Consider the following 22784-nt stretch of genomic DNA (forward strand, 5'->3'; position numbering starts at 1 on the left):
GTAGCTCTCATGGCCTCCTTACCTGAGTTCGTTCCACTGGAGCGATCTCGCCCTGCGGGCACACTCACAAGTGTTTCACGTGGAACGCTTGGGCTAACGCTCTGCAGCCATTGTACAAACTGCCAGAAGCGCCCGGCGACTGATGGTGTCGGCGAGGCCATAACGCTTGCGGCTGTCGGCCACGGCGAGTTGCAGCCGGTCGAGCGCGGCGCTCAGCGCATCGTCGGTCCACAGCCGAAGCTGCCGTTCGATCGAGGAGCGACGGGAAAAGTGCGGCTTGGGGCGGGCGTTGTCGAGCACCGCGCCGGGCGACTTGCCGGCATCGACCTCGACGCGCCAGCGGCGCAGCGTGGTGAAATGGCCCAAGGCACTGGCAAGGATCTGTTGGGAGTTGACGCTCTGGGCGATGGCGCGCTCAAGCGCCGTGTCGAGGTTGGCAGCGTGGCCGGTGCCGGTGGCGTCGACGACTTCGTCGAGCACCAGGGCGGCGTTGTCGGCGCAGAGCGTCAGCACGTCTTCGCGGGTGAGGAGCTTGGTATCGGCGGCAAACAGCACCAGCTTTTCCAGCTCGCGGCGAGTGATCTCGCGATCGTTGCCGAGATTGTCGCGGATCGCCGCGACGGTATCCTGGTCGGCGCGGATGCCAGCCTTGGAGAACGTTTCGGAGATCAGCCGGCCGAGCGATTCGTCGTTGTCGGGGTAGCAGGGCAGGGCCCGGCCGAGCTTTGCCGCTTCGACCAGGGCGCGCAGCGGATCCTTGGGGGTAAGATTGCCGGCCTCGAGGATGATGATGGACCCTGGATCATCTCGCAGTTCGGTGAGCGGCATGACCAGCGACTTGCCGGCACCGCGCACCCGGATCACCCGTCTGTCGCCGAACAGCGAGGTGGTCTTGGCCTCGACGGCCAGGCGCGACGGATCGGCATCGAGTTCTGAACCGTCGAGCACGACGAGGTTCATGCTGTCGGCATCGTTGCCGGCATAGCGTCGTGCCAGGCGTTGCCCGGTCTCGCGTACCAGGCCGGTGTCGGGGCCGTAGGCCAGGATGATGCCGGCCTCGAGATCGGGGCGATCGACGAAGCGGGAAACCTCGTGCGCCTTCAGCGCCCCCATCAGCCGGTCGACTGGGCGAGGGCGCCGAGCAGCGTCAGGCGAACGGTCTCGGCCAGCTCGCGAGCAGCGCGCTCGGCCGCTTCCCGTTCGGCTTCACTGGCCGCCAGGGCCTGGCTGTCGGTGGTGTAGAGTGCGGCGGCCGAGCGGGTCGTCGACAGGATGACAGAACCATCGGCGCCGATCAGCTCGATCTGTGCCGTCACCACCATCTCGCGCTGCTCCGAAGGCCGTGCGACGTTGGAGCGGGTGAGCTTGCGGCCATAGCTCGAGGTGGTGATGCGGACCGTCGGGCTTGCCGGGTCGGCGGTCTTGCCGAAACGCAGCGCGAGCTCCTGATAGATGACCTGCTCGAGCCGGCTGTTGGGTTTGGCATAGTTCAGCGGATGCCGCTCGGTGCCGATGCCGCGTTCGCCATAGACCGGCGTCAGTCCGGTGCAACCGGCAAGCGCTGTCGCACCGAGCAGGCTCAGCGCAAGAAACGCACTGCGAAACAATGGCTTAGACGACCACATTGACGATCCTGTCGGGGACGATCACCAGCTTCTTGGGCGGCTTGCCGTCCAGCATGCGGGCAACCGCTTCGAGTGACAAGACCTCTTTCTCGACCAGTTCTTTGGCGGCGCCGACCGGCACGGTGATCTCGCCACGGCGCTTGCCGTTCACCTGGACGGGAAGGACCACCGTCGAATCGACCAGCAGCGACGGATCGGCCACCGGCCAGGGGGCGTCGACCACGAGACCAGTCTTGCCGAGCGCGGCCCAGCAGGTTTCGGCGAGGTGCGGCATCATCGGGGCGACAAGCTGCACCAGGCGCTCCACCGCCTCGCGGAACGCGTCGCGCTGCGCCGGCGAAATGCTTGAGCTCACCGACTGCGAGAACTTGGCGATGGCGTTCGACAGCTCATAGATCTGGGCGACGGCGCGGTTGAACCGCAGACCCTCGATCTCTTCGCCGACATTGGCCACGGCGCGATGCACGACCTTGCGCAGGTCGGCAACGCCGGTGTCACCGCTGCCGGTCAGCCGTGCCGCGATGTCGTCCTCGAGGTCGAGGAAATCGCCGACCAGCTTCCAGACACGCTGCAGGAAGCGGCTGGCGCCCTCGATGCCGGCTTCGGTCCACTGTACGTCGCGCTCGGGCGGGGAATCCGACAGCATGAACCAGCGGGCCGTATCGGCGCCGTAGGTCGAAACGATCTCGTCGGGATCGACGACGTTCTTCTTGGATTTGCTCATCTTTTCGATGGAGCCGATGGTCACCGCCTCACCGCTTTGCAGCAGCCTGGCGCGGCGCTCGCCATCGACCTGCTCGATCCGAATGTCGGCGGGGGACACCCACTCGCCATTCTGGCCGGAGCCGAGCTGATAGGTCTCGTGCACCACCATGCCCTGGGTGAACAGGCCCTTGAACGGCTCGCTGAGGTTCAGATGGCCGGTCTGCTTCATGGCGCGGGTGAAGAAGCGCGAATAGAGCAGGTGCAGGATGGCGTGCTCGACACCGCCGATATACTGGTCGACCGGCAACCAGCTATTGGCAATGCCGGGGACGGTCGGGGTCGGGGCGTGCGGATCGGTGAAGCGCGCGAAATACCACGAACTGTCGACGAAGGTGTCCATCGTGTCGGTTTCGCGGGTCGCCGGACCAGCGCATTTTGGGCAAGCGACATGCTTCCAGGTGGGATGGTGGTCAAGGGGATTGCCGGGCCGGTCGAAGCTCACATCTTCGGGCAGCACCACCGGCAGGTCCTTGTCGGGCACCGGGACGGCGCCACAGTTCTCGCAATGGATCACCGGGATCGGGCAACCCCAGTAGCGCTGGCGCGATACGCCCCAGTCGCGCAGGCGGTAGTTCACCTCGAGCGTGCCCTGCGGCAGGTTGTCGACGGTGCGCGCAGCGAAGTGCGCGGCGATGGCCTTCTTGGCGGCGTCGATCTCGAGCCCGTCGAGGAATTCGGAGTGATAGATGCGGCCCGGCCCGTTGTAAGCCTCCGCATCGACTTCGAACGTTGCCGGGTCAGCGCCATCGGGCAGCACCACCGGGATCACCGGCAGATCATAGCGGCGGGCGAAATCGAGGTCGCGCTGATCGTGCGCCGGGCAGCCGAAAATGGCGCCGGTGCCGTAATCCATCAGCACGAAATTGGCGATGTAGATCGGCAGCGTGGCGCCGGGCTTCACCGGATGTTTCACATGCAAACCCGTGAAGATGCCGAGCTTTTCTGCCTTGTCGATGGTCTCGGTGGCAGTGCCGTGGCGACGGGTCTCGGCGATGAAGGCCGCGATCTCCGGTTTGTCCGCGAGACTCTGAGCCAGGGGATGATCGGCCGAAATGGCGAGGAAAGAGGCACCGAAGATGGTGTCCGGCCGCGTAGTGAACACTTCGATCGAGGTAAACTTCTGCCACTGTTCGCTGAGCTCGAACAATAACCGCAGGCCCTCGGACTTGCCGATCCAGTTGCGCTGCATGACGCGCACCTTCTCGGGCCAGTGGTCGAGCGTATCGAGCGCCTCGAGCAACTCCTCGGCGAAATCCGAGACCTTGAAGGCCCACTGGTTGAGTTCGCGCTGCTCGACCACCGCGCCGGAACGCCAGCCGCGGCCGTCGACCACCTGCTCGTTGGCGAGCACGGTCATATCGACCGGGTCCCAGTTGACCTTGGACTTCTTGCGCGTGACCAGGCCTTCGCGCAGGAAATCGAGGAACAGCTTCTGCTGCTTGGAATAGTACTCGACGTCGCAGGTGGCGAACTCACGACTCCAGTCGATGCCGAGGCCGATCGACTTCAACTGCTTTCGCATCGCCGCGATGTTGGCATAGGTCCAGCTCTTGGGGTGGACCTTGTTCTGGATGGCGGCGTTCTCGGCCGGCAGTCCGAAGGCGTCCCAGCCCATCGGGTGCAGCACATTGCGGCCCATGGCGCGCATATAGCGCGCCAGCACGTCGCCCATGGTATAGTTGCGAACGTGTCCCATATGGATGCGCCCCGAGGGGTAAGGGAACATCTCGAGCACGTAGTAGGGCTTGCGGCTATCATCGTGCTTGACCTCGAAGGACTTGCCGTCCTCCCAGGCCTTCTGCCAGCGTGGCTCTTCGACACGCGGATTGTAGCGCTCGGTCGTTCTACCAGTCACTTCGGGAAGTCCTTAAAGCCGCAGATTACGTTGCGTTCACTAGGGTTTTTGGCTACCGGACCTTCATCAGAATTCCGTTAACCGGTCAACAGAGAGGGCCATGCAGAACGCCCCGGAAAGTCTCGAAATCATCCGCGCCCGGATCGAGCGGGCGCATCAGCGCTTCGGCCCGCCGCCGGATCGGGTGGAACTGGTCGCCGTCTCCAAGACGTTCGATGCCGCAGCAATCCGGCCGTTTCTTGACGCCGGACAGCGGGTGTTCGGCGAGAACCGGGTGCAGGAAGCCAAAGAAAAGTGGCCGGAACTCCGGGCGTCCTATGACGGCATAGAATTGCATCTGATCGGTCCGCTGCAAACCAACAAGGCGCGCGAAGCGGTGGCGCTGTTCGATGTGATCCAGACCGTCGACCGCGATAAGCTGGCCGGCATCCTCGCCGAGGAAATGAAACGGGCGGGCAAGCGCCTGCCGGTGTTCGTGCAGGTCAATATCGGGCTCGAGGAGCAGAAGGCCGGCATTGCTCCGTCGGACGCGGCGGCGTTCGTCGGCCGCTGCAAGGATCTGCACGGGCTCGATGTGATCGGACTGATGTGCATACCGCCCGAGGGCGATCCGGCCGGGCCGTATTTCGCCCACCTGGCGTCGCTCGCACGCGATGCCGGGGTGGACAAGCTGTCCATGGGAATGAGCAGCGACTTCGAGACGGCGATCGCCATGGGCGCGACGCATGTGCGGGTCGGCAGCGCGCTGTTCGGGCACCGGGGGTGAGTGCGGCCCGGCTCAGCCTCGCCGAGGCGGAGCAGTTGGTGGCCGAACGGCTCGGCGTGAGCCCACGGGCCGCGCATTCCCGCTTCGTCGGCAGGCTGATGCAGCAGCTGGCAGGTGAACTCGGCGCCGATGCCGGACTGTGGCAACTCGTCGGGCTGTTGCACGATCTCGACTATTTCGCCGTCGATGGCGACTGGAACCGGCACGGGGTGCTGACCGCGGCATGGCTGGCGGGCCGGTTGCCTGACGAGGCCCTCGCGGCCATCGCAGCGCATGACCACCGGACCGGCGTGCGGAGCAGCACGCAGCTGGCCGAGCTGCTGCGGCTGGCCGACGGGCTGGCGGTGCTTGACGAGACGGCCGGGCGCGAGACAACCGTCGCGGCACTCATCGGCGAAGCGTTGGAGACCGTCACCGGTAGCCGCATGTTTCTCGTGGACATCATCGGCGGAGCCGCGGCTCGGCATGGCGTGACACTGGCGACTCTCGCAGGCATCCTCGCGACGTTGCCCCGGCAGGAGCAGCGCTGACCGCGATGCTATGATGCCATAGCATAGCGCGATACCGCGTTATGCGTGCCAGATGATCTCAGGCTTTTCGCGCGGAGCGCCGCCGGGGGTGCCCGACGGGTACCCGAGAGTAAGGGCGGCGTGTGGGGCATAGTTGGGCGGAACGCCAAGGCTGGCGCCGGTGGCCGGATCGCGCAGCCAGAGCATCGGTGAGCCGACCCAGCAGGTGCCGAGGCCGCGGGCGTGCGCCGAAAGCATCAGATTCTGCCCGGCACGGTTGCAGTCCTGCAGCGCCTGGCCATAGCCATCATCGAAGCCGCAAATGATGACCACCGCCGGCGCGTTGAAAAAGACCAGGAAGCCGGGCTTGTCGACCCAGTCATAGGCGGGACCGGGCTTGCGGTGTTCGCGGGCGAAAGCCAGAGCGGCATGGCCGTGTGCCGCGATGCGCTCGACACCCTCGATGAGGACGAAGGCGAATGGTGCAGTCCCGCTTGGCGGCGGAGTTGGCGCCTGCGCTGCGTCATGGAGTATCTCCGCAACCAGAGATCGCGCTACGAGGCGCGGTTCATAATTCCGGATCGAACGGCGACCATAGATGGCGGTAATCGTATCCATAGCGAAGCAGCCCGTCAGCGCTGTTGCCTCAAGGCCAGCACAGCCGGGCGCAGCTCAGCGGTCACGGCGGCTCTATGGCGTCATACTATCGCGTGCCGGGCGCTCTGAATGAGCGGTTGGCGGCTGGCAGGTCGAACATCGCCAGCGCCCGACCGGAAAGTTCGAGCGCGGAGGCGTGCTGCACCATGCCGTTCAGCTCAAGGCGAGTCGGCGGGTCGGTGAAGACCAGCCTGATCGGGCGAGAGCGATCCGATGTGACGCGCACCAGGTCATCGTTCACCTCGATCTCCAGACCGTCATGCCGTAGCCGGCTTTCGTGCTTGAGGCCGGCGAGGAGGAGGACCGCGATCGCGGCGGCGTCGATGTCGGCGGGCATTTTGGCGCCGAGGCGGGCTTCGTGCCGGAAGGCGAGGGGGAGGGCTGCGCCCTGGCGGAGGAAGACCGGAATCTCCTCGAGCTCGGCGACGACTTGGTGGGTCTCCCCGCCGTCATACCAGCGGTTCTCGAACAGGTGCCACCAGCGGCCCTCGGGCAGGTAGACCTCGCGGGCGGTTTCGCCTTCCCAAATGATCGGGGCGACCAGCAGGTCGCGGCCGAACATGTACTGGTCCCAAAGCCCGGATGCGCGACTATCGCCCTGAAAATCCAGCAGCATGGCGCGCAGCAGCGGCTGCCTCTGAGCGACGCACCAGGCAGCCTCGCGCTGCAGGTACGGCAGCAATGACATGCGGAGGTTGGCATAGAAACGGTAGCCGGTCAGGGCTCGCGCGTCGCCGGAGCGCTCGGCGATGTTCCAGGGGGTGCGGTCCTGGTTGAACTCGGCTTTGCTTTCGGCGTGGTACTGCATGATGGGGCAGAAACAGGCCATGGCCGCCGAGCGCACATAAAGCTCGGCGCTCGGCACTTCGCCGGAAAAGCCGCCCAGGTCCCAGCCCCAGAAGATCACCCCCGACATGCCGGCCGAGAGGCCGGCAAGGATCGAGCGTTTGAAGGCATCCCAGGTCGAGCGTTCATCGCCGGCCCAGTGGGCCGGGAAGGCCTGCGCCCCGGTATAGCCGGCGCGCGAGAAACAGATGCCGCCGTTCTGCTGCGCGAACCGGTAGTAAGCCGAGATGTAGTCGCGCGGGTAGGCGTTGCGGTTCTCAAGGCCGGTACGGCCGTCGGCGAACAGCAGGTCCTTGCCCCAGACCATCTCGCCGCCATCGGTCTTGAAGCCGTCGACGCCGAGTTCGTCGATCAGGTACTGGCGCTTCGAGAACCACCAATCGGCGCCGTCCTGGTTGGTGAAATCCATCAGCAGGCTGTCCTTGAACCAGCCTTCGGGCAGCCGCAGCGGCGTGCCGTCGGGGTGTTTCACGCCAAACCCCGCAGCGAAGAAGTGGCCTTCGTCGTTCCGCTTCTGGGCGTGCTTCAGCGCCGGCGACTGCTTGATGATCGGGATCTGCCACAGAACGAGGCGCAGGTGGTTGGCGTGCAGGTGCTCGGCGAGGCCCCTGGGATCGGGCCAGCGGCCCCATTCGGGGAAACTGAAATCGCCATAGGTGAAGGCTTCGCCGCCGGGTTTCTCGGCGTATTGGGCGTCGTTGAAAATGTAGAAGGTGGCCTCGTCCGACCAGGCTTCGATTACCAGCACAGTGGCCGGAATCTGGTGCTCGAGGGTGAGGGCGACCTGCTTTCTCACCTCCGCCTCGCTGTCCCAGTTGTTCGACGACATCCAGGGGCCGAGCGCCCAGGTTGGCACGGGTTCGGGATCGCCCGTGACGGCCATGAACTGGCTGACCTGCTCGGCGACGGCACCCGACAAAAGGTCGATGGTCAGGCGGTCGGCTTCGACGCCGACGCGGGTTTCGCCAGGTACGGTGAGATCGAACCAGGAATAGGAATCGGTGGCGAGATGGAGGCCGAAGCCGGCGTCGGTGTAGCCGACCGGCATCGGCACGTAGGTTTTGAGCCCCTGTTCCTTGTACTGGTTGTAGACGAACTGATCGACCCGATTGCCCGCCTGGTTCAGCGCATTGTAGCGCTCGCCGAATCCATACCAGCCGCAGCGTGGATGGGTCAGCGTGGCGGAAATCTCCTTGATGCTGCCGTCGCGGGCCTCCAGCCAGGAGATGGCCTTGAGGGTGGCGGGGCCGAGCGGCAGCGGGAGTGTGCTGCCGCCATCCCCCGGAGCGATGTCGAGTCGGCCCCCCGACAGCGTGACGCGGACCGGATCGCTGCCGTGCTGACGGCGGCGCAGCGTCTCGTAGGCGAACGGCCCGGCCGTGACCTCGGGATGTGCCGCAAAGCGGATGCGATACTCGACCTGCAAGCCAGCCGGGGTAGGGGCGAGAATGAATTCCCAGCAGTCGCCCCGAAAACTGCCGGCGATGGCGGTCGAACCGACAACGAGTTCGAGTGGTTCGTCCGGTGAGAGCGGCGAGGCCTGGGCACGGACAATCACCTCGTCGGCAGCGGTGATGAGCTTGGGAAAGCGCTCTTCGAGCAGCGGCTCGTAGCGGTTGCCGTTGCCGTCGGGGGCATGGCGGATGAAGCGGGTCTCGAGCTGGCCGAGTGTCCTGAGGCGCTGGGCGACGATGGGCGCCGGGGTGTCGGCGAGAAGCTTGCGGCTTTTGGCGTAGCTGCCCTGCTCGGCATAGTACCATGCCAGCAGCTGGCGGTCGGCCGCGCTGGCGCCGGCGAGGCGCTCCGGTGCGGTCAGGGTGCGGACGGCATCGACCAGCACCAGATCCTCGCAGTCGAATAGACCAAAGGGCACGGCGGCAAGCAGCACGTCGAACTCCAGCGTTGCCTTGTCGGAGGACGACATCAGCGCGCCGAAGCGCACATGGTTGGCATAGACGTGGTTCTTCACCCGGCCAACCAGGCGCGTGGTCCCTTCGTCGCGCAGGAGGTGGTTGGTTTCGCGCAAGGCCGCAGCCCACAGCGCCACGACCCAGGTGTCGGTGGTTTGGTTCTGGTTTGGCGAGAGTTCGCGCTCGAGGCGCGCAGTGATGGCGGTGCGGAGCGCCAGGGCTTTGGCGGAGCGGAGCTGTGCGAGGTCGCCGGTGAGGGCCGTGAGGTAGAGGGCGAGCGCGGCTTCGACCGCGTCGGTGGGATCGGCGTCGGCGAGGCGAGCGATGATCGGCAGCGCGGCTGCGGCCGGGTCCCGCAGCAGCTCGGCATAGAGGTCGAGGAACCAGGGGTGGCGCAGGGCGAGCTGCGGTTCGCGAGTGTCGGTGGTCATCAGTGGTTCCGGTCTGGCTCCCCTCCCCCTTGAGGGGAGGGGCTGGGGGTGGTGAGGTGATCCCCGGTGCTGACTGCGCCACCCCCACCCCCTATCCCCTCCCCTCTAGGGGGAGGGGTGCGATAGGCCGGTTCCGGTGGTGGTGGTGGTGGCCGAGAGCCCTTGGGCTCCCGGCCTTGCCCTTTGGGAGGCAACTAGGTGGTTGCCGCAGAGCAGCATCGTCGGTTCTTTCGTCCCCTCTCCCTCTGGGGGAGAGGGTCAGGGTGAGGGGGCCTTGCCGCAAATACGGAGTGTGAGGAAGGCCCCCTCACCCAGCGCTGCGCCGACCTCTCCCCCAAAGGGAGAGGTGATGCAGGCCCCGAGCACGAGGCGCTTACAGCAACCCCTCGATCGCCGTCCTGGCGTCCTTCAATGCCTGCTCCGGCGTCTTCTGGCCGAGCTTGGCGGCTTCGAGTTCCTTGCCCACGGCGTCGGTCAGCTGGTTCCAGTTGCCGATCACCGGCGGCACCACCGCGGTGTCGAGCGCCTCAAACACCACTTCGCGGCTCTCGGGCACCGGCTGGTCGAGATAGCCCTGTACGGCCGCGGCATCGGAGATGGCGGGGAGCTCCCAGCCGGCGGCAATGCGGAGCTCGACGGCGGTCTTGGACGAAGTCAGGAACTTGATCCACTGGTAGGCTTCGGCCGGGTGGGCGCTGTTGGCCGAGACGGCGACGCCGTTGGCGAAGAAGTGGTGGGCCTTGTTGGTCTTGCCCGGCTCGAGCGCGATGTCCCAGTTGAACTTGGCATTCTCGGCGAAATCGCCGAGCAGCCAGATGCCGGTGCGGAGCATGGCGATCTTGCCGGCCTTGAACAGGTCCTCCGAGGACTGTCCGGCCATTTCGACATCGGACGGGGTGACCTTGTAGGTCGTCACCTTGTCGATCATCCAGGTGAGCGTCTCGATATTCTCAGGCGAGTCGATGGTAACCGTCTTCTTGTCGGGTGAAAGGATCGAGCCGCCGTTCTGGGCGATGGTCTTGTAGAACTCCCAGAACTGGATCGGCGCGAAATCGCCCCACACCCCGGCGCCGGCATTGGTCAGCTTCTGCGCGGCTTCGAGCTCTTCCTTCCAGGTCCAGTCGGCGGTGGGGTAGGCAACGCCGGCGGCGTCGAACAGATCCTTGTTGTAGAACAGGACAACGTTGGAGAAGCTTTCGACGAGGCCGAACTGCTTGCCATCCTGAGCAAAGGCGGCGAGCGCCGTCGGGTTGTAGACCGAGGTCGAAAAGCCGGTGTCGGCCGCGATCAGCGGCGTCAGGTCGGCGAGCGCGCCCTTTTCGGCGTAGGTGACGAAGTTCTCGAAGTTGAGTTCGAACGCGTCGGGCGCCTGTCTTGCCGCCACCACGGTCTGCAGCTTGGTGAAATAGGCGTCCCAGGCTGCCGTCTCGTAGGTGACCTTGATGCCGGGGTGCTCGGCCTCGAAGGCGGCAACGGTGGCGTCGAGTTCCTTGAGGTAATTCGGCGCCGCCGAAAAGGTCATGTACTTGATGGTCACATCCTCGGCGAGCGCCGGGGTGGTGACGAGGGCAGTGGCAAGCAGCAGCCCGGTGAAAGTCCTACGCAGCATGGTCTGTCTCCTCCTTGAGACCGTTCTAGTCGTTACTTGAGCCCGGTATGGGACAGGCCCTTGATGATGAAGCGCTGGGCAAAGACGTAGACGGCGATAATCGGCAGCGTGGCGATCACCGCGCCGGCCATCAGCACGTTCCAGTCGGTGGTCCAGCGGCCCTGCAGGGCGCTGAGGCCCAGCGGCAGGGTCATCATCGAGGTGTCGGTGGTGATGATCAGCGGCCACAGGAAGCTGTTCCAGCTGGCCATGAAGGCGAACACCGCAAGCGTCGCGAGCGCCGGGCGCGCCAGGTGGATGGCGATGGTGAAAAAGATCCGGACGTACCCGGCGCCGTCGATGAAGGCGGCTTCCTCGATCTCCCTGGGCAGGCGGAGGAAGAACTGCCGGAGCAGGAAGGTGCCGAAGGCGCCGAAGCTCGCGGGCAGGATCAGCGCCTGGTAGGAATTGGTCCAGCCGAGCCAGTTCATGATGATGAACAGCGGGGTGAGCGTGACCTGCTGCGGGATCATCAGCGTCGCGAGATAGGCATAAAACAGCACTGTCCGGCCGCGGAACGGGATGCGGGCGAAGGCGTAGCCACTCATGGCGCAGAACAGCACCATCAGCGCCGTCGAGGTGGCCGAAACGACGATCGAGTTGAACAGGAATTGGCCGACCGGGGCGCTGTCGAACACCTTGGCGTAGTTGTCCGATGTCGCCGGGTCGGGCAGCCAGTTGGGCGGGGTGACGAAAGTGGCGCCGGCGGTCTTCAGCGAGGTGGAGACCATCCAGGCGAAGGGCAGCAGCATGACCACCGCGCCGGCGATGAGGATGGCATAGGTCAGGAGGTCGGGGAGGCTGACACCTCGGCGCTTTCTCGCAAGCACGGAGTCATTCCCACGAAAGCGGGAACCTCCGTTTACGGAGTCTGCCGCCCGCTCAGCCAACAAAGGCTCCCGGTTTCGCGGGAATGACCCGGTGGGCTTGGCGAGTTCGGTGGTCACAGTGGGGTTCGCTGGCTCACCCATCGGACCGATCCAGCTTCTTCTGCAGCAGGTTCTGGGCGATGGTCACCGCGAAGATGAGCGCAAACAGCACCCAGGAGATCGCCGAGGCGTAGCCCATCTTGTAGTAGCTGAAGGCGTTCTTGTAGATCTGCTCGACCATCACCGAGGTGGCGCCTGCCGGGCCGCCCTGGGTCATGATCCAGACCTGGTCGAACACCTGGAACGACGAGATCAACGAGATGGTGGTGACGAAGAAGGTGGTCGGAGCCAGCATCGGGAAGGTGATCGACCAGAAGCGCTGCCATGGCGTGGCGCCATCGAGCGCGGCGGCCTCGTAGAGCGGCTCGGGGATATCCTGCAGGCCCGCGAGATAGATCACCGTCACGAAGCCGATATCCTTCCACACCGAGGTGAGGATGACGCCGGTCATCGCCCAGGCCGGGTCGAACAGCCAGCCCGGACCTTTGATGCCGATGGCGCCGAGCGCGAAGTTGACCAGGCCGTATTGCGGGTTGAGCAGCCACTTCCAGATCAGCGACACGGCGACCCACGAGGTGACCACCGGCACGAAGTAGATGGCGCGGAAGATCACACGCCCACGAATGCGGCGGTTGAGCAGCAAAGCGAGGCCGAGCGCGATCAGCACCACCGAAGGCAGGTAACCGAGGATGAAGGTGAGGGTGTTGCGCAGCGCGCCGAGCACGGCCGGATCGGCGAGTGCGGTGACGTAGTTGTCGATGCCGACCCAGCTGATCTCGCCGATCAGGTCCCATTGGGAAAAGCTGAGCACCAGCGACGACAGCACCGGCGCCATCAGGAACACCACCATGCCGGCAAGGCTGGGCAGCAGCAGCACGGCGAGGGCGAGGTACTTTGAGCGGTTGGCGGCGGGGCTCATGTGGGGCACCGCATTGCGAGACGCTCGGCCCGTGCAGGAAGAGTACCCCCCACCCTGTCCCTCCCCGGCAAGGGGAAAGGAGACGCCAACACTGACGCCGGTGTTCTGGTCTCCCTCCCCCTTGCGGGGAGGGGACAGGGGAGGGGGTGTTCTTCCCGCACCGGTTTCTGGGTCATGATCTCCCTCGCCGGCTGACGCTGTCGCGTTCGACGATGGCGACGTCGATGAAGCTGTCGCGCGGGGCGTCGGTCTTGTTGAGGATGGCGCTGATCAGCCGGCCGGCGAGCTGGCCCTTGCCGAGGATCGACTGGTCCATGGTGGTGAGGGCCGGGTAGACCATGCGCGAGATCGACAGGTTGTCGAATCCCATCACGGAAAAATCCTCGGGAATGCGACGACCGAGTTTGTGCAGGCCGGCAAGGAGGCCAGCCGCGATCAGGTCCGCGGTGCAGAAAGCTGCGGTGGTGTCGCGAAGCGCGACGAGTTGTTCGGCTGCTTCGGTGCCCCAGTCGAAGGTGACGGAGCCGGAAAGGATGCGGGCCGGATCAAAGCCGATCCCTGCTTCGGCCAGCGCCCGCTTGTAGCCATCGACGCGGCGCTCGATGACACCGTCGGTGCGGATCACTCCGGTCACGAGCGCGATGCCGGAATGGCCCTTGCCGATCAGGTAGCGGGTGGCCTGGTAGGCGGCGGCCTCGTCATCGACGCCGAGGCGGTAGAAGCGGGGGTCGTCGATATAGCTGTCGATCAACAGGGTCGGCAGGTCGAGTTCGCGCAGCCGTTCGTAGAGCGCTTCACGGTAGACGCCGAGGACGATCAGCGCATCCATGTTCCAGTGCGACAGGGTGTCGAGCTGGGCATTGCTCTCTCCCACCCCCGACAGCATCATGTAGTAGCCGTTGGCGCGCAGGGCGCTTTCGATGCCCGAGATCATCTCGGCATAGAACGGGTTGTCGAGCAGCAGCTGGTTCTGGTTCTCGGTGAACGGGATGATCACCCCGACCATGCGCGAGGCGTTGGAGACGAGGCTGCGGGCGCTCATGTTGGGGCGGTAGCCGAGCGCCTTCACCGCCGCCATGATGCGCTCGACGGTTTCATCCGACGCCTTGGCGCGGCGACCGTTGATGACGTTGGACACCGTCATCGGCGAAACGTTCGCGGCAAGCGCAATGTCTTTGATCGTGGCCCGTGCCAAGTCCCAGATCCTCCCCAGGGGAGCCGGGTTCGGCTCCTCGGTTTTGCGTTAAACCTGCCGGCTCGTGGTGCCACGCGACGATTCTTGCTTCGATCGATCCGCGTGGGAGGCTAGGTTTTACGTTAAACCGACGGTATTGATATGCCCCCATCGGATGCCTGTCAACTGCACCAGGCGGACACCGGCTGGAGGGCGGGGCCATCACGCTCGCCGGGCGAGAAAAAGCGTGGTTCAGCGCGGTTCTGTCCGTTGTCAGCGAATTGTCAGCTTCCCGTCAGCATCGCGTGGCTAAGACTGGCGGGTCGAGGTGAAACCATTCTCTGTCAAATCACGTTTCTCATGTCTCGGCGGTCTCACGCCGTTTTGATTGGCCGACCGCAAGGTCCGGCAATAACTCAGCAATTCGTAGCCAGTGGCTCGGGGTACCTTACATGAACAGACGGCGCATCCTGATTGTCGACGACGATGCCGACCTGCGGAAGACTTTGATCGATCAGCTGACGCACTATCGCGAATTCGATCTGGTCGAAGCGGAATCGGCGTCGGATGCGCTGGGCAAGGTCCGCGGTGCGCATGTCGACTTGATGCTGCTCGATGTCGGACTGCCCGACATGGATGGTCGCGAAGCGGTGAAGATCCTCCGCCGCGAGGGGTTCAAGAGCCCGATCATCATGCTGACGGCGCAGGACAGCGATTCCGATGAAATCCTGGGGCTCGAGTCGGGCGCCAACGACTACGTCACCAAGCCGTTCCGCTTCTCGGTGCTTTTGGCGCGCATCCGCGCCTCACTGCGCCAGCACGACCAGAGCGAGGACGTGGTGTTCACCATCGGGCCGTACAGCTTCCAGCCGGCGGCCAAGCTGCTCGAGGCGCCGGATGGGGCCAAGGTGCGGCTGACCGACAAGGAAACCTCGATCCTCAAGTATCTCTACCGGCAGGGTCCCAAGACCATCACCCGCGAGATCCTGCTCAAGGAAGTGTGGGGCTACAACAACCGGGTCACCACGCATACGCTCGAGACCCACATCTATCGGCTGCGCCAGAAGATCGAGCGCGACCCCTCCAATGCGCGGCTCCTCGTCACCGAGGATGGCGGGTACCGGCTGGTGCCTTAGGCCGAACCCGGCTTGGTGGTCGGGGTGGGCGGGCCGCCTGCCCCGAAGTGGATTGTGACAGGCATGCACGGTTAGTTGTGCTTCCCGCCTGATTCCAGATCGGCATCGCCTTGGCCATGACGAGCGTTCGAATAGCCGCAGCCCAGACGCCGGAGTACCGCGAGGACATCGAGGCTGCGCTGGCGTCGATGATGGATTTTTCCGAGCGCGCCGATGATGCGGCGGCGCGGTTGCTGGTGTTCCCTGAAGGCTTTCTGCAAGGCTACATGACCGAAGACGGCGCTGCGCGACGGGTGGCGCTGGAGTTGCAATCCCCGCTGCTGCAACTGGTTGCACAGCGGCTGGGGCGCACTCAAGCGATGATCGTTGTCGGGCTGATCGAGCTCGAAAACGACAGGCTGTACAACACCGCTGTAGTGATGCGGCACGGAACGATTGTAGGGCGCTATCGCAAGCACCACCTGCTCGCCGGTGAGGCGAGTTTCGAGGCCGGAACGGAGACGCCGGTGTTTGAGGTGGACGGGCTGCGGTTCGGGATCAACATCTGCCACGACACGAACTTCGCCGAGGCGGCACAGGCGGTTGCCCGGCAGGGCGCGGAACTGATCGTCTGTCCGGCCAACAACATGATGCGCCGCCCAAGTGCCGAGGCATTCAAGACGGTGCACAATGCGGTGCGTGGCGAACGCTGCCGGGAAACCGGGCTCTGGCTGATATCGGCGGACGTCACCGGTGAGCGCGACGGGCGGATCGCCTGGGGCCCAACCGCGGTGCTGGATCCGAACGGCCGGGTGGTCCGGCAACTCCCGCTCGATGCGCCGGGCCTGCTGCTCTTCGATCTGCCGCGAGTGGCGGGCGGTCAACGCAGTCCGAGTGCGGGCGACTGAGCCGAGCAGCAGACGACCGCCGGTGCATAACTTTTGCCGCGTGGGCTGACGCGGCAAAAGGGATTCCTGACAGCGGCAAGAAATGCTCTATATCGAGGGCCGCGGCACGACCGGGCGCTGAGGCGCCCGCGAAGTGGCCGGCGGTCCGGGAATAGGGCGGGATGCAACTCGACGACGCGGCGACGATTCTGGGACGTGCGGATTTTTTCGAGATCTGCGACGCCGAGCAGCGGCGATTGCTTGCGTTCGCCTCGGAACGGAAGAAATTCCGCCCCGGCAGCGTCATCTATGCCTCCGGCGATCAGCCGGAAGGGGCGCATGTACTGGTGTCGGGCACGGTCTCCAGCACCCAGGATGGCGCCGAGAACAACCCTTACCTGATCCACGAAGTCGGGGCAGTGCTGGGTGCCATGGCGCTGGTGATCCCCAAGCCGCGGCCGGTGACGATCAAGGCGATCGATGCGGTGGAGACGCTGTTCGTGCCGCGCACGGCGTTCATGAAACTGGCGAACCAGTACCCCGATCTCGCCGGCCGAGCGGCCGACCGCATCCGGCGCGAGCTGACGAGCTATCTCGGAGCCATCGAGGGATCGCGCGGACGGTTCGGCAAGGGGTAGCCGAAGGTGGTTCGGATCCCTGAACCAGCCATCGTGGCTCTCCCCTCATCCGGCACTCCGGGCCAACTTCTCGCCGACGGGGAGAAGTATCCACAGGCGCCGGTGCGAGGTCCCATTCCTCTCCCCGTCGGGGAGAGGGTGGATCGCGCGAAGCGCGAGACGGGTGAGGGGTGAGCCACCGACCCATCCGCCGCTGTTCCACGTGAATCAGTCCGGAACTACCGCGTCGACTTCAATCTCGACCAGCCAGTCGGGGTCGACGAAGGCGGTGACCTGCATCAGTGTGGTGACCGGGCGGATGCTGGCGAAGGCCTCGGCGTGGGCGCGGGCCGCGTCTTTCCACAGCGCGATATCGGTCAGGATGATGCGGGTGCGCGTGACGTGCTCGAGGCTCGAGCCGGCATCGGCGAGAGCCTTGGCGATGATCTCGAGACAGCGCCTCGTCTGGCCATAGACGTCACCGATGGCGGCCGTGCCACCCTCGGCCTTGATCGGGGCGGTACCGCCGACCGCGACGATGTTGCCGACGCGGACGGCGCGGGAAAAGCCGATCACAGGTTCGAGGTAGGAGCCGGAGCTGACCAGTTTTCGCGACATGGCTGTTTCTCTTTTTCAGGCGAAGCGGGCGATGACCGGGACGTGGTCGGAGGGCTTGTCGCTCCAGCCGCGCGCCGGCTTGATGATCTCGGCGCCGGCAGTGTGGGCGGCGATATCGGCAGTGGCCCAGATGTGGTCGAGGCGGCGACCCTTGTTGGCGGCCTGCCAGTCCTTGGCGCGATAGCTCCACCAGGAATAGAGTTTTTCTTCGGCCGGGAAGTACTTCCGCACGATATCGACCCAGCCATGGCCGCCGGTCAGCAGCGCGTTGAGTGCCTCGGTCTCTACGGGCGTGTGGCTGACCACGTCGAGCAGCTGCTTGTGGCTCCAGACGTCATGCTCGAGCGGCGCAATGTTGAAGTCGCCGCAGATCAGCTGGCGCTCCCTGAAATGATCCTCGCCGAACCAGCTCTTCAGCTCCGAGAGGAAGCCGAGCTTGTGCTTGAACTTGGGGTTCAGCTCGGGGTCGGCGAGGTCGCCGCCGGCCGGGATATAGAAATTGTGGACGGTAAGCGGACCTTTGCCGAAATCGACCAGCGCCGAAACGTGGCGGCTCTCCTCCATCTCGCAGAAGACGCGCGAGGAGATATCGGTCAGCGGGTGCTTCGAGACGATGGCGACGCCGTGATAGCCCTTCTGGCCGTGCACGGCGTGATGCGGGTAACCGGCGGCGGCGAACTCATTGCGCGGGAACTGGTCGTTGAGACACTTGATCTCCTGCAGACACAGAATGTCCGGATCGTACTGGCGCAGAAAATCCAGGACGATGGGCAGTCGCAGGCGGACCGAATTGATGTTCCAGGTGGCAAAGCTCGTCGGCATGAAAAGGCGCCTCGGGTTGGGAGGCGCCTCTTATGCAGAGCGGCAATGGGAGCGTAAAGCCGGAAACGGCTCAGGCGTCGGGAGGGGCCGATTTCGACCGGAAGGTCGGATCGATGTAGAAGTAGGATTTTGGAATCGTGACGTCCTTCTCGACATCGTAGAGCGAGAAGGTGAGCTCGGAACCGGACGGTTCGGTGAGCGTCCACTGCTTCATGTCGAGGCTTTCGGTGTCGAACACCAGCGCCACCCGCACCACGCCCTTGGGGGTATCGTCCTGCAGGGTGACCGAGAAATAGTCGTCCGACTGGGCGACGGCAACGATATTGGCCTTGAACAGGTCGATCTGCGAATCGAGGAACTGGCGCAGCGGCACCTTGTCCTGCGGATAGGCGTATTGGGTCTTCTCCTTGCGGTCGACGACGTAGAAGCCGCGGCCGACCGAGACGATCTGCTCGGAGGAGGGGGGGTTGTAGCGGAACAGGATTTTACCCGGCCGCTCGAGGAAGAAGGTGCCCTCAATGCGCTGGCCGCGGGTATCGATCTGCAGGAAGCGGCCGACCATGGTCTTGATCAGCGAGTTGTGCTCGTTGATCCGGGTGATCAGGTCGCGCTCTGCATCGGTCAGTGCCCGGGCCTCCTGCGCCTCAACCAGGGCAGGGAAGGTGGCGAGCATGGCGGCGAAGGCGAGGAAGGTGCGGCGGATCATCCTGGTGACGTTCCCTTATAGTCCTGAATTTGCAGCATGCCTCTAGATAGCAATTGCGGCAACAGCGGGAAGGTTCCGGATCACGGCTCCTTGTTGCCCGCCTGGCGGTCCTTCTTGCCGCGGGCGATCTCGGTGGCGAGCGAGGCCAGCTTGTGGGTCCAGAAGCCGCGGAAGCGTTCGAGCCAGTCGTCGATGTCGCGCAGCGGCGACGCATCGAGACTGTAAACCCGTCGGGTGCCCTCAGGGCGAACCGTGGCAAAGCCGGATTCGCGCAGCACTTTCAGGTGCTGGCTGACACCGGCCTGGCTGATGCCGAACTCGGCCGCAATCACCTCGACCACCTCCCCCGAAGCGCGCTCGCGCTCGGCGAGCAGCTCCAGGATGCGGCGGCGGACGGGATCGCCGAGAACGTCGAACGCGTGCATTACATCTCCGGGGGCGGGGCCTCGCCGGTGTAGAACTGCCGCGTCGCCTCGGCCGCCGTCAATGCCTGGTCACGGTTCTCGCCGGCAGCGATGGCGGCAGCGCCCCAACCGTCGCTGGCAGTGCGGATGAAGGCCTTGGCCTCGGGCAGTTCGTGCCAGCCCGCTACTGCTTCCTGCGGCAGGTCGGCACCGGGCTCGGCGAGGTGGCGGGCGAGGCCCATGAAGCCGAGATCCCAGCCGACCCCGACGGCGCCCGGGCCGAAATTGTCCCAATGTGGATCGATGAAGGCAACGTGCTCGAGTTCGAGGCGGGCGCCTTCGGTGTCGGAGGACAGCGTGACGGTGATCCAGCTGATGGCGCCGGCAAACTCCCAGGTCGCGGCGAGCCTACGCTGCGGTTCGCACTCGGTGATGGTGCCGCCGGCATTGTTCTCGACCTGGAAGCGACCGCCAAGCTGCAGTTCGCCACTGACGGGGGAGAACCAGCGGCGGAGACGGTCCGGGTTGGTGACGGCATCCCACAGGTCGGCGACGTCGGTGTCGTAGACGCAACTGGCGACCACCGCCTTGGCGGGTTTGCCATCGCGCTCCAGGTTGCGCACCGAGCGGGACATGGCGTTGACGTGGGCGGCAAGATCGAAAGGCATCGTTCGCGTCCTCCAGTATCAGGTGACGCTTATATAAGCGATGACTGATATTAAGTCCAGGGGAGCGAGGCGGTAGACTTGCGCAAAGCGATCTTGCCCCACCCACCGACACCGAGCTTAGGGCGCTGCCTGGCGGCGGAGAGGGCCTCGAACAGAGGCCCCGCTCAGTACCCGTCGGCGTTGTTGCCGACGAGGATTTCGCGCTTGCCGGCGTGGTTGGGGGCGGAGATGACGCCTTCCTTCTCCATGCGCTCGATCAGCGTTGCGGCCTTGTTGTAGCCCACCGCCAGACGACGCTGGATATAGGAGGTCGAGACCTTCTTGTCGGTCAGGACGACATTGACGGCCTTGTCGTAGAGCTCGTCGCCCGACCCACCGTAATCGTCGCCGCCGCCGGCCGCCATGCCGCCGCCCTCGTCCATCTCGTCCTCGTCGGCGACAATGGCATCGAGATAGTCGGGGGCGCCCTGCGACTTCAGATGGTTGACCACCGCTTCGACTTCGCTGTCGGCGACGAACGGGCCGTGCAGGCGACGGATGCGACCGCCGCCGGCCATATAGAGCATGTCGCCGTTGCCGAGCAGCTGCTCGGCGCCCTGCTCGCCCAGGATGGTACGGCTGTCGATCTTGGACGTCACCATGAAGGAGATGCGGGTGGGGAAGTTGGCCTTGATCGTGCCGGTGATGACGTCCACCGAGGGGCGCTGCGTGGCAGTGATGACGTGGATGCCGGCGGCACGGGCCATCTGCGCCAGGCGCTGCACCGAGCCTTCGATCTCCTTGCCGGCCACCATCATCAGGTCGGCCATTTCGTCGATGATGATGACGATGAACGGCAGCGGCTCGAGGTTGAACTCTTCGCTCTCGAAGATCGCCTCGCCGGTTTCGCGGTCGAAGCCAGTCTGCACGGTGCGGGTGATCACCTCGCCCTTGGCCTTGCTCTCCCCGACGCGCTGGTTGAAGCCATCGATGTTGCGCACACCGATCTTGCTCATCTTGCGATAGCGGTCCTCCATCTCGCGGACAGCCCACTTAAGGGCAACCACCGCCTTGGAGGGATCCGTCACCACCGGGGTGAGAAGATGCGGGATGCCGTCATAGATCGAGAGTTCCAGCATCTTGGGGTCGATCATGATCAGGCGGCACTGCTCCGGGGTCATCTGGTAGAGCAGGCTGAGAATGAAGGTATTGATCCCCACCGATTTGCCCGAGCCGGTGGTGCCGGCGATGAGCAGGTGCGGCATGCGGGCGAGGTCGGCGATGATCGGTTCGCCGCCAATGGTCTTGCCGAGGCAGATGGGGAGCTTGCCCTTCATCTTCTCGAAATCGGACGAGGCCAGCATCTCGCGCAGGTAGACGGTTTCGCGCACCTCGTTGGGCAGCTCGATACCGATGGCGTTGCGGCCGGGAACCACGGCGACGCGCACCGAGATGGCGCTCATCGAACGGGCGATGTCGTCGGCGAGCGAGATGACGCGGCTCGACTTGATGCCGGGAGCCGGCTCCAGTTCGTAGAGCGTGACGACGGGGCCGGGGCGGACATTGATGATGTCACCCTTGACGCCGAAATCGGCGAGCACGGATTCAAGCTTGCGCGCCATTGCCTCGAGGCGCTCAGGCGCATGCTCGGGGCTGGCGCCCTTGTGCTTGGGCGGGGTCAGGAGGCTGAGCTCGGGCAGCTCGAAGCCATGCGGCTCGTCGAGCAGCGAGCCCTGGGCTTCGCGGGCGGCGCGCATGCCGGGCTGCGGGCGGGGCGCGGGGGCGACGACGCGCGGCGACACCACTGGCGCCGCCTGATGGCCCGCCGGGACGTGCGGCATCGGGGCCGGGCTGCGCGAGGCGGCCATCGGGCCGCGCAGCGGCGTCTGCATTTCCCAGCGCGGCATATCCTCGTCTTCGTCCGGCTCGGGCGGATAGTCGTCGAAGGGCGGTTCGTCATGGGCGGCAACGATCGAACGGCGATCCACAGTGAGCGTGGGTTCGGCGCGGACGGCGGGAGCCGACGGGGCGCCGCCATGCAGGCTCGGCTCCACCGCTTCGCCGCGCCAGGCTTCCGCCTCGGCCTCGGCGGCACGACGCTGGGCAATGCCGGCGCGGGCGCGTCGGATGGCCGAACGGGCGGAGAAGCCGAGATGCACGGCATAGCCGAGGATCACGTCGAAGATCGAATCGCGCTCCGGCTCATCCTCATCGCTGGGCGCTGCGGTCGCGGCGTCCTTGACGCTGGCGGGCTTGCCCTTCGCCTTGCCCTTGGGCAGCTCGGGCAGGGTGACCTTACCCAGCCCCATGGCGATCCAGAACAGCGCCAGGGTGGGTGCGGCGATGATGATGGCGAACAACACGGCGGTGACCGGCTGCGGTGTCGCGCCGGTCGCCATGATCGCGAGGTTGGTGAAATTCTGGCCGACGAGGCCGCCCAGCCCGGTCGGCAGCGGCCAGCTCTCCGGTGCGGCCACGAATGCAAAGAGCCCGCAGCTCAGCACCCCGGCAGCGACCCACGCCAAGAGCCGCAGCCCCATGCGCGAGGGCACGCGGTGGCGAATCAGCCCCCAGCCCCAGAGGGCCGGCGGCACCAGCAGGGTGAGGATGCCGAGGCCAAAGACCTGGAACGCCATATCCGCAATCACCGCGCCGGGGAAACCCAGCCAGTTCCGCGCCGGCTCCCCCGAGGCATAGGAGAGGCTCGGATCATCCACCTGCCAGGTCGCGACCGACAGCAGCACGATCGCTACCACCCCGAGGGTGATGGCGCCCATCAGGCGGACGGGGATACGGATCGCTATGGCGGGGGCGGTCTCTCGACGGGCGTCTTCGAGCAGGTGCTGTGCCGGCATCGTCTGGTACACTCTACAAACGGAACGCTGAACCGGCGGCAGACGGCGCGCCGATCGAAGGCTGATCCTAGGCGGTTAG

20 protein-coding genes are annotated in these 22784 nt (G+C 65.3%); 5 read left to right on the plus strand and 15 right to left on the minus strand.

Annotation, left to right across the window (positions count from 1 at the left end; translation table 11 throughout):
- Positions 1-93: 93 nt before the first annotated feature.
- From holA to leuS, 3 genes are read right to left on the minus strand one after another with little or no spacing between them, the layout of a single operon-like run.
- Positions 94-1113 (minus strand): DNA polymerase III subunit delta, encoded by a 1020-nt coding sequence (gene holA / locus VGV07_RS01635; protein ID WP_326866942.1) that lies wholly within the window; start codon positions 1111-1113, stop codon positions 94-96.
- Positions 1113-1625, minus strand: coding sequence for an LPS assembly lipoprotein LptE (lptE, locus tag VGV07_RS01640; protein ID WP_326866943.1), 513 nt, complete (start codon positions 1623-1625; stop codon positions 1113-1115). The genes holA and lptE overlap by 1 nt, the downstream gene beginning before the upstream one ends.
- Positions 1612-4245 carry a leucine--tRNA ligase gene (leuS, locus tag VGV07_RS01645; protein WP_326866944.1) on the minus strand — a complete coding sequence of 878 codons (2634 nt, stop codon included), beginning with the start codon at positions 4243-4245 and terminating at the stop codon, positions 1612-1614. Before leuS ends, lptE begins: the two co-directional genes overlap by 14 nt.
- Before the next feature lie 100 nt (positions 4246-4345).
- Here leuS and VGV07_RS01650 point away from each other — a divergent pair, with 100 nt between their 5' ends.
- Positions 4346-5011, plus strand: coding sequence for a YggS family pyridoxal phosphate-dependent enzyme (locus tag VGV07_RS01650; protein WP_326866945.1), 666 nt, complete (start codon positions 4346-4348; stop codon positions 5009-5011).
- A complete protein-coding gene (locus VGV07_RS01655) occupies positions 5008-5541 on the plus strand; it encodes an HD domain-containing protein (RefSeq protein ID WP_326866946.1) in 534 nt (177 codons plus the stop codon). Before VGV07_RS01650 ends, VGV07_RS01655 begins: the two co-directional genes overlap by 4 nt.
- Before the next feature lie 39 nt (positions 5542-5580).
- Here the strand turns inward: VGV07_RS01655 and VGV07_RS01660 are convergent, their stop codons facing one another.
- From VGV07_RS01660 to VGV07_RS01685, 6 genes are all read right to left on the minus strand, one after another.
- A complete protein-coding gene (locus VGV07_RS01660; RefSeq protein WP_326866947.1) occupies positions 5581-6138 on the minus strand; it encodes a nitroreductase family protein in 558 nt (185 codons plus the stop codon).
- An 85-nt stretch (positions 6139-6223) separates the two neighbouring features.
- Complete coding sequence (locus tag VGV07_RS01665) at positions 6224-9364, minus strand: TIM-barrel domain-containing protein (RefSeq protein WP_326866948.1); 3141 nt, start codon at positions 9362-9364, stop codon at positions 6224-6226.
- 373 nt (positions 9365-9737) lie between these two features.
- The gene (locus tag VGV07_RS01670; RefSeq protein WP_326866949.1) at positions 9738-10973 is read right to left on the minus strand and encodes a sugar ABC transporter substrate-binding protein; all 1236 of its coding nucleotides are present in this window, start codon (positions 10971-10973) and stop codon (positions 9738-9740) included.
- A gap of 32 nt (positions 10974-11005) precedes the next feature.
- Positions 11006-11842: a carbohydrate ABC transporter permease gene (locus tag VGV07_RS01675; protein WP_326866950.1), complete on the minus strand. Its 837-nt coding sequence runs from the start codon at positions 11840-11842 to the stop codon at positions 11006-11008.
- Positions 11843-11975: 133 nt separating this feature from the next.
- Positions 11976-12860 (minus strand): sugar ABC transporter permease, encoded by an 885-nt coding sequence (locus VGV07_RS01680; RefSeq protein ID WP_326866951.1) that lies wholly within the window; start codon positions 12858-12860, stop codon positions 11976-11978.
- A 172-nt stretch (positions 12861-13032) separates the two neighbouring features.
- Positions 13033-14055 carry a LacI family DNA-binding transcriptional regulator gene (locus VGV07_RS01685; protein WP_326866952.1) on the minus strand — a complete coding sequence of 341 codons (1023 nt, stop codon included), beginning with the start codon at positions 14053-14055 and terminating at the stop codon, positions 13033-13035.
- 431 nt (positions 14056-14486) lie between these two features.
- Between VGV07_RS01685 and VGV07_RS01690 the strand changes: the two genes are divergently transcribed.
- From VGV07_RS01690 to VGV07_RS01700, 3 genes are all read left to right on the plus strand, one after another.
- Positions 14487-15170 carry a response regulator transcription factor gene (locus VGV07_RS01690; RefSeq protein ID WP_055047030.1) on the plus strand — a complete coding sequence of 228 codons (684 nt, stop codon included), beginning with the start codon at positions 14487-14489 and terminating at the stop codon, positions 15168-15170.
- A gap of 116 nt (positions 15171-15286) precedes the next feature.
- A complete protein-coding gene (locus VGV07_RS01695; protein ID WP_326866960.1) occupies positions 15287-16057 on the plus strand; it encodes a carbon-nitrogen hydrolase family protein in 771 nt (256 codons plus the stop codon).
- Positions 16058-16218: 161 nt separating this feature from the next.
- A complete protein-coding gene (locus VGV07_RS01700; RefSeq protein ID WP_326866953.1) occupies positions 16219-16674 on the plus strand; it encodes a cyclic nucleotide-binding domain-containing protein in 456 nt (151 codons plus the stop codon).
- A gap of 207 nt (positions 16675-16881) precedes the next feature.
- Here VGV07_RS01700 and VGV07_RS01705 read toward each other — a convergent pair whose 3' ends face one another.
- The 6 genes from VGV07_RS01705 to VGV07_RS01730 form a co-directional block, all read right to left on the minus strand.
- The gene (locus VGV07_RS01705; RefSeq protein WP_326866954.1) at positions 16882-17271 is read right to left on the minus strand and encodes a RidA family protein; all 390 of its coding nucleotides are present in this window, start codon (positions 17269-17271) and stop codon (positions 16882-16884) included.
- 15 nt (positions 17272-17286) lie between these two features.
- Positions 17287-18093 carry an exodeoxyribonuclease III gene (gene xth / locus VGV07_RS01710; protein WP_326866955.1) on the minus strand — a complete coding sequence of 269 codons (807 nt, stop codon included), beginning with the start codon at positions 18091-18093 and terminating at the stop codon, positions 17287-17289.
- A 70-nt stretch (positions 18094-18163) separates the two neighbouring features.
- Positions 18164-18799, minus strand: coding sequence for an outer membrane lipoprotein carrier protein LolA (locus VGV07_RS01715; RefSeq protein ID WP_326866956.1), 636 nt, complete (start codon positions 18797-18799; stop codon positions 18164-18166).
- A gap of 80 nt (positions 18800-18879) precedes the next feature.
- On the minus strand, positions 18880-19224 hold the full coding sequence (locus VGV07_RS01720; RefSeq protein WP_326866957.1) for a metalloregulator ArsR/SmtB family transcription factor: 345 nt from the start codon (positions 19222-19224) through the stop codon (positions 18880-18882).
- On the minus strand, positions 19224-19871 hold the full coding sequence (locus VGV07_RS01725; RefSeq protein WP_326866958.1) for an SRPBCC family protein: 648 nt from the start codon (positions 19869-19871) through the stop codon (positions 19224-19226). The genes VGV07_RS01720 and VGV07_RS01725 overlap by 1 nt, the downstream gene beginning before the upstream one ends.
- 164 nt (positions 19872-20035) lie before the next feature.
- Entirely contained in the window at positions 20036-22705 is a 2670-nt protein-coding gene (locus tag VGV07_RS01730) for a DNA translocase FtsK (protein ID WP_414649900.1), read from the minus strand.
- Positions 22706-22784 lie beyond the last annotated feature (79 nt).

This window comes from Devosia sp. (assembly GCF_035944845.1).
Taxonomy (GTDB): Bacteria; Pseudomonadota; Alphaproteobacteria; order Rhizobiales; family Devosiaceae; genus Devosia_A.